The sequence below is a fragment of the Streptomyces sp. NPDC050263 genome (assembly GCF_040655955.1).
Taxonomy (GTDB): Bacteria; Actinomycetota; Actinomycetes; order Streptomycetales; family Streptomycetaceae; genus Streptomyces.
On sequence record NZ_JBFAKW010000114.1, the window covers coordinates 22151 to 31638 of the forward strand.

10 protein-coding genes are annotated in these 9488 nt (G+C 72.2%); 5 read left to right on the plus strand and 5 right to left on the minus strand.

The window, feature by feature from the left end; genetic code table 11:
* Nucleotides 1-191 precede the first annotated feature (191 nt).
* Nucleotides 192-980: an electron transfer flavoprotein subunit beta/FixA family protein gene (locus tag AB0J04_RS35510; protein ID WP_363172729.1), complete on the plus strand. Its 789-nt coding sequence runs from the start codon at nucleotides 192-194 to the stop codon at nucleotides 978-980.
* A 50-nt stretch (nucleotides 981-1030) separates the two neighbouring features.
* Nucleotides 1031-1993, plus strand: coding sequence for an electron transfer flavoprotein subunit alpha/FixB family protein (locus tag AB0J04_RS35515; protein WP_363172730.1), 963 nt, complete (start codon nucleotides 1031-1033; stop codon nucleotides 1991-1993).
* Nucleotides 1994-2057: 64 nt separating this feature from the next.
* On the opposite strand, the gene AB0J04_RS35520 is transcribed toward AB0J04_RS35515, so the two are convergent.
* Nucleotides 2058-2984 (minus strand): endonuclease/exonuclease/phosphatase family protein, encoded by a 927-nt coding sequence (locus tag AB0J04_RS35520; protein WP_363172731.1) that lies wholly within the window; start codon nucleotides 2982-2984, stop codon nucleotides 2058-2060.
* Between the two features lie 178 nt (nucleotides 2985-3162).
* Between AB0J04_RS35520 and AB0J04_RS35525 the strand changes: the two genes are divergently transcribed.
* Nucleotides 3163-4467 carry an aldolase/citrate lyase family protein gene (locus AB0J04_RS35525; protein WP_363172732.1) on the plus strand — a complete coding sequence of 435 codons (1305 nt, stop codon included), beginning with the start codon at nucleotides 3163-3165 and terminating at the stop codon, nucleotides 4465-4467.
* Nucleotides 4468-4531: 64 nt separating this feature from the next.
* Here AB0J04_RS35525 and AB0J04_RS35530 read toward each other — a convergent pair whose 3' ends face one another.
* The 3 genes from AB0J04_RS35530 to AB0J04_RS35540 all read right to left on the minus strand — a co-directional run bounded on the left by AB0J04_RS35530 (nucleotide 4532) and on the right by AB0J04_RS35540 (nucleotide 6790).
* Nucleotides 4532-4921, minus strand: coding sequence for a VOC family protein (locus tag AB0J04_RS35530; RefSeq protein ID WP_363172733.1), 390 nt, complete (start codon nucleotides 4919-4921; stop codon nucleotides 4532-4534).
* 86 nt (nucleotides 4922-5007) lie between these two features.
* Nucleotides 5008-5745, minus strand: coding sequence for a hypothetical protein (locus tag AB0J04_RS35535; protein WP_363172734.1), 738 nt, complete (start codon nucleotides 5743-5745; stop codon nucleotides 5008-5010).
* A 7-nt stretch (nucleotides 5746-5752) separates the two neighbouring features.
* Nucleotides 5753-6790 carry a LacI family DNA-binding transcriptional regulator gene (locus AB0J04_RS35540; RefSeq protein WP_363172735.1) on the minus strand — a complete coding sequence of 346 codons (1038 nt, stop codon included), beginning with the start codon at nucleotides 6788-6790 and terminating at the stop codon, nucleotides 5753-5755.
* Between the two features lie 235 nt (nucleotides 6791-7025).
* Here AB0J04_RS35540 and AB0J04_RS35545 point away from each other — a divergent pair, with 235 nt between their 5' ends.
* Nucleotides 7026-8003: an ROK family protein gene (locus tag AB0J04_RS35545; protein ID WP_363172736.1), complete on the plus strand. Its 978-nt coding sequence runs from the start codon at nucleotides 7026-7028 to the stop codon at nucleotides 8001-8003.
* Between the two features lie 47 nt (nucleotides 8004-8050).
* Here AB0J04_RS35545 and AB0J04_RS35550 read toward each other — a convergent pair whose 3' ends face one another.
* Entirely contained in the window at nucleotides 8051-8998 is a 948-nt protein-coding gene (locus AB0J04_RS35550; protein WP_363172737.1) for an ADP-ribosylglycohydrolase family protein, read from the minus strand.
* A 229-nt stretch (nucleotides 8999-9227) separates the two neighbouring features.
* Between AB0J04_RS35550 and AB0J04_RS35555 the strand changes: the two genes are divergently transcribed.
* Nucleotides 9228-9422 (plus strand): hypothetical protein, encoded by a 195-nt coding sequence (locus AB0J04_RS35555; RefSeq protein ID WP_363172738.1) that lies wholly within the window; start codon nucleotides 9228-9230, stop codon nucleotides 9420-9422.
* Nucleotides 9423-9488: the final 66 nt, after the last annotated feature.

The window sequence follows — 9488 nt, forward strand, 5'->3', positions numbered from 1 at the left end:
CGAGTTCCGATTACGCTGCGTTGCAAAGGTCACAGTTCAAAGCGCTTGCTCAGCGGGGATGAACTGGGTGTACTGACGAGTAATATTTCGGTCGGAGCGCGGGCCGCCCCAACCGGGATCGGCCGCTTGTGGCACCTATGCTGCCTGGAAGAAGGCAGCCGAAGAACTGACGATGCAGTAGGAGAGCCGGCGTGAGCTTGAGGATCGTTGTCACTGTGAAGTTTGTGCCCGACGCCACTGGCGACCGGCACTTCGCCGATGACCTGACCGTCGACCGGGACGACGTGGACGGTCTGCTCTCCGAGCTCGACGAGTACGCGGTCGAGCAGGCGCTGCAGATCTCCGAGAACTCCGACGACGACGTGGAGATCACCGTCCTGACGGTGGGCCCCGAGGACGCCAAGGACGCGCTCCGCAAGGCCCTGTCCATGGGCGCCGACAAGGCGATCCACGTCGAGGACGACGACCTGCACGGCACCGACGCCATCGGCACCTCCCTGGTGCTGGCCAAGGCCATCGAGAAGGCCGGCTACGACCTGGTCATCTCCGGCATGGCCTCCACCGACGGCACCGCCGGCATCGTCCCGGCCCTCCTCGCCGAGCGCCTGGGCGTCCCGCAGGTCACCCTGCTCTCCGAGGTCTCCGTCGAGGACGGCACCGTCAAGGGCCGCCGCGACGGCGACGCCGCCTCGGAGCGGCTCGAGGCATCCCTGCCGGCCGTCGTGTCGGTCACCGACCAGTCGGGCGAGGCGCGTTACCCGTCCTTCAAGGGCATCATGGCGGCCAAGAAGAAGCCGGTTCAGGCCTGGGACATCTCCGACCTGGACCTGGAGGCCGACGAGGTCGGTCTCGAGGGCGCGTGGACCGCGGTCGACACCGCGACCGAGCGTCCCGCCCGCACCGCGGGCACGATCGTCAAGGACGAGGGCGAGGGCGGCAAGCAGCTCGCTGAGTTCCTCGCGGGCCAGAAGTTCATCTAAAGGCCCCTCGCAGACCGCCCCTCAACTTCGTTTCGCAGGAGAGCAATCCCATGGCTGAAGTCCTCGTCTACGTCGACCACGTGGACGGCGCCGTCCGCAAGCCCACCCTGGAGCTGCTGACGCTGGCCCGCCGCATCGGCGAGCCGGTCGCCGTCGCCCTCGGCCCGGGCGCCGAGAACACCGCCGCCGCGCTGGCCGAGCACGGCGCCGCCAAGGTCCTGACGCACGACGCGTCCGAGTACGCCGACTACCTCGTCGTACCGAAGGTGGACGCGCTCCAGGCCGCCGTCGCCGCTGTCTCCCCGGCCGCCGTCCTGGTCCCGTCCTCCGCGGAGGGCAAGGAGATCGCCGCCCGCCTCGCGCTGCGCATCGGCTCCGGCATCATCACCGACGCCGTCGACCTCGAGGCCGGCGACGAAGGCCCGGTGGCCACCCAGTCGGTGTTCGCCGCGTCCTTCACCACCAAGTCCCGTGTCTCCAAGGGCACCCCGGTCATCACCGTGAAGCCGAACTCGGCCGCCGTCGAGGCCGCCCCGGCCGCGGGCGCCGTCGAGGCCCTCGCCGTCACCTTCTCGGCCCAGGCCACCGGCACCAAGGTCACCGGCCGTACCCCGCGCGAGTCGACCGGGCGTCCGGAGCTGACCGAGGCCGCGATCGTCGTCTCCGGCGGCCGTGGCGTCAACGGCGCGGAGAACTTCGCGATCATCGAGGCCCTCGCCGACTCCCTCGGCGCGGCCGTCGGCGCCTCGCGTGCCGCGGTGGACGCGGGCTGGTACCCGCACACCAACCAGGTCGGCCAGACCGGCAAGTCCGTCTCGCCGCAGCTCTACATCGCCAACGGCATCTCCGGCGCCATCCAGCACCGCGCCGGCATGCAGACCTCGAAGACCATCGTGGCCGTCAACAAGGACGCCGAGGCCCCGATCTTCGACCTCGTCGACTACGGCGTCGTCGGCGACCTGTTCGACGTCGTGCCGCAGCTCACCGAGGAGATCAACACCCGTAAGGGCTGATCGCCCGACAGTCGTACGACTGAGTGAAGGCCCTCGTGACCCTGCCGGTCGCGGGGGCCTTCGCTCATCCCAGGGTCAGGGAGGCCTGCACCGGCAGATGGTCGCTCGGGTACCGGCCGTCCAGGGTGAAGGTGTCGGTCCACTCCCGGTGGACCGTGACGCCCGGTGTCGCCAGGATCCAGTCGATGCGGTCCCCGCCCGGTACGAGCGGCCGGTACCCGGTGAACGTCCCGTACACCCCGGCACGCGCGCGTGCCGTGTCCCAGGTGTCCACCAGACCGGCGGCCAACAGCCGGTCGTAGACCGGATTGCCGTGCGCGACGGCGTTGAAGTCACCGGTCAGCAGCAGCGGCAGGGAGCGGTCCAGGCGGGCGAGCCGGGCGGCGATCAGGTCGGCGGAGCGCACGCGCGCGTACTGGCTGGCGTTGTCGAGATGGGTGTTGTACAGGTAGAACTCCCGCCGCGTCCGCAGATCACGGAAGCGGACCCAGGTGACCATGCGGGGGTAGTCCGCCCCCCAGGTGTTGGAGCCGAGCACCTCGGGCGTGTCCGAGAGCCAGAAGTGCGCGTGCTCGACCGGGGCGAGCCGGCGGGTGTCGTAGAAGACGGCCACCGCCTCCGGGTCGTCCACGCTGCGGCCCTTGGCGATCCAGTCGTAGTGCGGCCCGAGGTCGGCCTCGATGTCGCGCAGTTGGGCCGCCAGACCCTCCTGGGTGCCGATGACGTGCGGAGTCGCCCGGCGCAGCAGTGCGCGCATCACCGGACGGCGGACCGGCCAGGTGTTGGCATCCTTGGCGCCCGGGTAACGCAGGTTGAAGGTCATGACCTCCAGCGGCGGCACGGGTATGGGCGCCGGCTGAAGGATCCCGCGCGTCCGGTTCTCGTGCCGGGCGGCGGAGGACCCCGCCGTGCCGAGCAGCGGCAAGGTCGCCATCGCGGCTAACGCTGTGCGCAGCCCCGCCCGCCGGGTGGGCCCCGTGGTGCCTGTCATGTATCCCCTCCCCTTGTGGGAAAGGATGCAGGGGAGAACGGTTGTACGGAAGAGGGAATCGGTGTGGCGGTGAGCGCAGGGACCACGCCGTGGACAGGGTGTTGACCCGCCGGAAGCCGCACAGATAACTTCACTCTACGGATTATTGATTCCGTACAGCGGAAACTGGAGGGTGTGCATGGGCCAGGGCCAGCAGGAGACGGTCACGACGAGCCTCGCGGGCGCCGTCAGCGAGGAGATCAGCGCCTCCCTCGCCCCCGTCGACGCCGAACTCGACCGCCGCTACCCCGGAGACCCAGGCACCCGCCAGCCCGTCCACACCGTCTACGTCCCCGGCGACGCCTTCGCCGCCGACACCATCCGCTCCTGGGGCGACAAGGCCCTCGCCGCCCTCGACGAGCACGCCCCCGACGCGGGCTCCTTCGCCGCCTGCCTCGGGCTGTCCGACGAACTCGCCGAGCCCGTGTACGCGCGCGTGCGGGCCAAACTGGAGCGCGAGCCCGTCGAAGACCTGCGCGTCGACTTCGAGGACGGCTACGGCCCCCGCCCGGACGCGGAGGAGGACGAGACGGCCGCCCGCGCGGCCCGGCTGATCGCCGAGGCGTACGCCAAGGGCGCCGCGGCCCCCTACATGGGCATCCGCATGAAGTGCATGGAGGCCGCGGTGCGCGACCGGGGCATCCGCACCCTCGACATCTTCCTCAGCGGCCTCATGGAGAACGGCGGCCTGCCCGACGGCCTGGTCCTCACTCTCCCGAAGGTGACGTACCCGGAGCAGGTCACGGCCATGGTCGCGCTCCTGGAGGCCTTCGAGAAGGCGCGCGGACTGGACGCCGGCCGGCTCGGCTTCGAGATCCAGATCGAGACCAGCCAGTCCATCCTCGCCACCGACGGCACCGCGACCGTCGCCCGTATGATCCAGGCGGCCCAGGGCCGGGCCGCCGGGCTGCACTACGGCACCTTCGACTACAGCGCCTGCCTCGGCGTCTCCGCCGCCTACCAGGCCAGCGACCACCCCGCCGCCGACCACGCCAAGGCGGTCATGCAGGTCGCGGCGGCCGGCACCGGCGTGCGCGTCTCGGACGGCTCCACGAACGTCCTGCCGGTCGGCCCGACCGAGCAGGTCCACGCCGCCTGGCGCCTGCACTACGGCCTCACCCGCCGCGCCCTCGCCCGCGCCTACTACCAGGGCTGGGACATGCACCCGGGCCACATCCCCACCCGCTACGCGGCCGTCTTCGCCTTCTACCGCGAGGGCTTCGCCCAGGCGGCCGAACGGCTCTCCCGGTACGCCAACCGGGCCGGCGGCGACGTCATGGACGAGCCCGCGACCGCCAAGGCCCTCAGCGGCTATCTGCTGCGCGGCCTGGACTGCGGCGCCCTCGACCTCGCCGAGGTGACCGACGCGACCGGACTCTCCCGGACGGCCCTGGAGGGCTTCTCGGCACCTCGACGAGGCGATCTGACGGCTTCAGGCCACTGACCGGCGGCTACCGGCTACCGACTGCCCGGCTACCGACTGCCGGCGGGTGACCTCCGACGGCCGACTACTGCTCGGGGAAGACGTACGGGCGCGTGATGATCTCCATCCCGTGCCCGGCCGGATCCATGAAGTACAGGCCCCGGCCGCCGTGGTCATGGTTGATCTCACCCGGCTGTCGGCGGTGCGGGTCCGCGAAGTACGTGATCCCCGCCTGCCTGATCCGCTCGAAGGCGGCGTCGAACTCCTCGTCGGAGACGAGGAACGCGTAGTGCTGCATGACGATGGACTCCGCCGGGATGGTGGCGAAGTCCAGGGTGACCTTGTTGCCGGTGTCGACCGGAACGAACGGGCCCCATTCGGCCCCGACCTCGAGTCCCAGGATGTGGGCGAGGAACTCGGCGGACTCCCGGTTGTCGCGGGAGTGGACGATCGTGTGATTGAGCTCGACTGACATGTGTGGAATGCCTCCGTAAGGCAAACTCACGGGCGCCTCCATGCCTCACCCGGACGGTGACCGACACGCGATGCCGTGCGGACACACTAACGGACGCGCAGCTGCTCAAGGCCGGACGCGGTCACCCGCTTCTCCTCCGCGAACAGTCGGGTGCCTCGCTCGCACCGCCGCGCGTCGGCCCGGGCCCGGGCGCAGAACTCCTCCGGGGAGACCCCGAACAACCGCCTCAACGCCGCTGACGCGGCGAGGAGTTCGGTGATCAGGGCGCGCTGGCCGGGATGGCTGCGCGGGGCGCCGGAGCCGTCGTGCAGCACCCCGTGATGATTCACGTACGCGAACGCGTCGAGGAGTGCCTCGCCGTTCTCCAGCTCGACCCGGTAATCCGGCGCGGGCAGCAGCACCCGGTCGTAGTTCGGCTCGGTCGCATCGACCACGTCGAGCTGCTCCGCGTCCAGCCAGATGACGAACAACTCCCTTGTGACGCCGGGCGCGTGGACGGGGGAGGCGGACACGTAGCCGAGCCGGCTGATGTGCGCCGACACGCCCACGTCGACGCCCGTCACGCGGGCCTTCACCATCGGGACCGGGGAGGTGATCCCGAACTCGGCCATCTTGTGCCGCAGTTGGGCGGGGCTGGCGTTGGAGCCGACGGCCACCACCGGGGTCCGGCCGGGGTGCGTCAGCCGGTCCAGCGGCAGCAGCTCGTCCCCGGCGAGCAGCCCGGACCCGGCCGGCCAGGCGCCGGGATAGCTCAGCGGACGGTCGCGTGGCGCGTCGGCCAGGCCCAGCGCCTCCAGCGTGCGGTGCTCGTCGCGGGCGTCCATGGGCGCCTCAGTCCGCCGGCGGCAGCTCGCCCGAGCCACGGGTGATGAGCCGGGTCGGCAGTTCGATGTGCTCGGGAGCGATCAAGGTGCCGTCCAGCTGCCGGAACAGGCGCTCGGCGGCCGTACGGCCGAGGGTCGCCGCGTCCTGCGCGACCACGGTGACCGCCGGCTGGAGCAGGTCGGCGAGCTCCAGGTCGTCGAAGGCCACCAGGGCGACCCGGCGGGTCCGCTCGGCGAGCACCCGGATCACGGTGACCGTCACCCGGTTGTTGCCCGAGAAGATCGCCGTGACCGGTTCGGGCGCCGCCAGCATCTCCTCGGCCGCCCGGCGCACCCGCAGCGGATCGGTGGCGCCCAGGGACATCCAGGCGTCCTCGACGGGTATGCCGGCGTCGTCCATCGCCGCGCGGTAGCCGCGCAGCCGCTCGGCGGCGGTGTGGATGCGCGGCATGTCGCCGATGAAGCCGATCCGGCGGTGTCCGTGCGCGACGAGGTGGGCCACGCCCTCGCGGGCGCCGCCGAAGTTGTCCGACACCACGCAGTCGGCCTCGATCCGGCCGGCCGGGCGGTCCACGAAGACCGTGGCGACGCCCGCCTTGATCTCGGGCTCCAGGTACCGGTGGTCGTCCCCGGCCGGGATCACCACGAGACCGTCCACCCGACGCGCGCACAGCGCCAGCGCCAGTTCCTGCTCCCGGTCCGGGTCCTCGGCGCTGGAGCCGTTGATGAGCAGCGCGCCGTGGGCGCGGGCGACCTCCTCCACCGCGCGGCTGAGGGGCCCGTAGAACGGGTCGGCCAGGTCCTCCAGGACCAGGCCGATGCTGGCCGTTCGGCCCTTGCGCAGTACCCGGGCGCTGTCGTTGCGGCGGAAGCCGAGCGCGTCGATGGACTCCTGGACCCGCCGTTCCGTCTCGGGAGTCACCCCCGGCTCGCCGTTCACCACCCGCGACACCGTCTTGAGGCCGACTCCGGCGCGGGCGGCGACGTCCTTCATGGTGGGACGGTTGCCGTAACGGCTCTCGGGCCGACGCTGCGTCTCGGGCACGATGCGGTGTCCTGTCCTGTCGTCCCCGGAGGCCTGTCAGGCACGCCGTCCACGAAATGTTGCGCACGGAGGTGCGTGGGTCCCAGGGTTTGTATGAGGATGTGGCGTCGAGCATAGAGCCTGGACAACGTTGTCAGATGCGGGAGACACTGTCCACCGCAATCTCCGGCCCGCGTCCCCCAACCGCTGGACCGGCCAGCCCTTTCTTCATGGTGGACCGGGAGTACCCAGACTGATGCACACCGACCTCGTGGCCGCGCTCGACATCGGCGGCACCAAGATCGCCGGAGCGCTGGTGGACGGCGACGGCACGATCCTGGCCCGCGCGCAGCGCCCCACGCCCGCACAGGAGAACGGCGACACCGTGATGCGGGCCGTCGAGGAGGTGTCGAGGGAGCTGACCGGGTCGCCGCTGTGGGAGCGTGTGCACGCCGTCGGCATCGGCAGCGCCGGACCCGTGGACGCCTCCGCGGGCACGGTCAGCCCGGTGAACGTGCCCGGCTGGCGCGACTTTCCGCTGGTCGACCGGGTCCGGGCGGTGACCGGGAACCTTCCGGTCGAGCTGATCGGCGACGGCGTGGCGATCACGGCGGCCGAACACTGGCAGGGCGCCGCCCGCGGCCACGACAACGCGCTGTGCATGGTGGTCTCCACCGGCGTCGGCGGCGGCCTGGTCCTCGGCGGCCGGCTGCACCCCGGTCCCACCGGCAACGCGGGTCACATCGGCCACATCAGCGTCGACCTCGACGGCGACGCCTGCCCGTGCGGCGGGCGCGGCTGTGTGGAACGCATCGCCAGCGGCCCCAACATCGCCCGCCGGGCCCTGGAGAACGGTTGGCGGCCCGGCGCCGTGGACGACGTCTCGGCGGCCGCGGTGGCCGCCGCCGCCCGCGCCGGCGACCCGGTCGCCGTGGCCTCCTTCGAGCGGGCCGCCCAGGCCCTGGCGGCCGGCATCGCGGCCACCGCGACGCTTGTCGAGATCGACATCGCGGTGATCGGCGGGGGCGTGGGCAAGGCGGGCGAGGTCCTCTTCGCCCCCCTGCGCCGTGCCCTGCTCGACTACGCGACCCTCTCCTTCGTCCGGCGCCTGACGGTGACGCCCGCCCAGATGGGCACGGACGCGGGGCTGGTGGGGGCGGCCGCGGCGGCCTTGACGGGACAGGCCGGGCGGACCGGGCGGACGGGGGCGGGGGCCGCGGCCGCGGGGGTCTGAGGGCCCGAGGTGCGCGAGGCTCCTGGGGGAACGTTCCGGCGCGGGGGTCACCGAGGGCCGAGGGGACCGGTCCCGCCGACCGCCGTGAGGGCGTTCCAGCCGCTGTCGGCGGGGATGTCCTCACGGGCCTCGCGCCAGGCCGCCGGGACGCCGGCGGCGCCGGTGCGGGCCGCGACGACGCCTCCCACGATGGCGCAGGTCGTGTCGCGGTCGCCCCACCCGCCCACGGTCTGCCACAGGGCCTCCGGCAGGTCGTCCAGGTGCCCCGCGGCGGACCAGAGGGCGAACGGCACCGTGTCCGGAGCGGAGATCAGCGTCCCCGAGCCCAGCACGGACGCCGCGTGGCGCACCGAGGTGCGCTCCGGGAGACCCGCCGCCACCAGCAGCCCGGAGCGGACGTCGCCGTCCGCCAGGTGACCCGCCACCTCCCGCAGGAACACGGCACGCGGAGGGACGTCCCGACCCTCGCCGGCGGCGGCCAGCGCGGCGGCGACCGCCACGGCCACCGCGCCCGCGACCGCCTCCGGATGGGCGTGGGTGGCCAGCGCGGACAGCCGGGCCTGCTCGCGGGCCGCGACCAGGTCGCCGTGGAACCACGCCCCCAGCGGAGCGACCCGCATCGCCGCGCCGTTGCCGTAGGAGCCCTGTCCGCCGAACTGTCCCGTCGTCACCGCCCGCCAGTCCTCGCCCGCGGCGACCCGCCGCATCACACCGTGCATGGAGGGGCCGTACTTGCGGGCCGGGTCGCGGCGGTACTCGGCGGCGAACTCCCGGGCGAGGTCGCCGGGACGGACCTCCCCGTGCGCCCTGAGGTGGGCGAACAGCACGAACGCCATCGCCGAGTCGTCCGTCCACGGCCACGGAGCGGGACGCGCTTCCCGTGCCGCCAGAAGCTCCTCGGCGGGCTCGTCGGAGCGCAGGAACCAGCTGTCGCCGAACGCGTCGCCCGTCACGAGCCCGTCCAGACTGGCGTGGGCATGCTGCGGACCGCTCATGGCGAACTCTCCCTTGGAACGTGGAACTTGGTACCTGGAATTCGGTACGTGGAACTCGGTACGTGGAACTCGGACACCGGGGCCTGGAACCGGGGCGTTCTGGAACCCTGGCGCCCTGAAACCTGAAACCGTCGGCGGCCACGGCATTCTCGCCGTGGTCCGGCCGATCGTGCGAACGGATTGACGGCCGACGCGTGACCCGGTGCCCGGTCCTGCCGTTGATCCACGCATGAAGAAGCGCAGCATGCTCGCCATCGCCTCCCTCGCCACCGGATTCGTCGTCGCGGCGATCACCCCCTCGCACAGCCTGGGCGGTGAGGACCTCGGGGGACTGAACGTGGGAGACACCCTCAGCACGCTCGACCACACCATCGCCAGCGACAGCCTGGCCGTCGACGACGACGCACTGGGGCAGAACGGCTGACGGACCGGGCCCGACGACGGGCGGACCGTTCCCGAGGCCGTGGCGCCGGCACCCCGCCCAGGGGTG

Bases quoted from the DNA above. Each gene is read 5' to 3' on its own strand.
- AB0J04_RS35515 (WP_363172730.1), top strand. From the start codon at position 1,031: ATGGCTGAAGTCCTCGTCTACGTCGACCACGTGGACGGCGCCGTCCGC.
- AB0J04_RS35520 (WP_363172731.1), bottom strand. From the start codon at position 2,984: ATGACAGGCACCACGGGGCCCACCCGGCGGGCGGGGCTGCGCACAGCG.
- AB0J04_RS35525 (WP_363172732.1), top strand. From the start codon at position 3,163: ATGGGCCAGGGCCAGCAGGAGACGGTCACGACGAGCCTCGCGGGCGCC.
- AB0J04_RS35530 (WP_363172733.1), bottom strand. From the start codon at position 4,921: ATGTCAGTCGAGCTCAATCACACGATCGTCCACTCCCGCGACAACCGG.
- AB0J04_RS35535 (WP_363172734.1), bottom strand. From the start codon at position 5,745: ATGGACGCCCGCGACGAGCACCGCACGCTGGAGGCGCTGGGCCTGGCC.
- AB0J04_RS35545 (WP_363172736.1), top strand. From the start codon at position 7,026: ATGCACACCGACCTCGTGGCCGCGCTCGACATCGGCGGCACCAAGATC.
- AB0J04_RS35550 (WP_363172737.1), bottom strand. From the start codon at position 8,998: ATGAGCGGTCCGCAGCATGCCCACGCCAGTCTGGACGGGCTCGTGACG.
- AB0J04_RS35555 (WP_363172738.1), top strand. From the start codon at position 9,228: ATGAAGAAGCGCAGCATGCTCGCCATCGCCTCCCTCGCCACCGGATTC.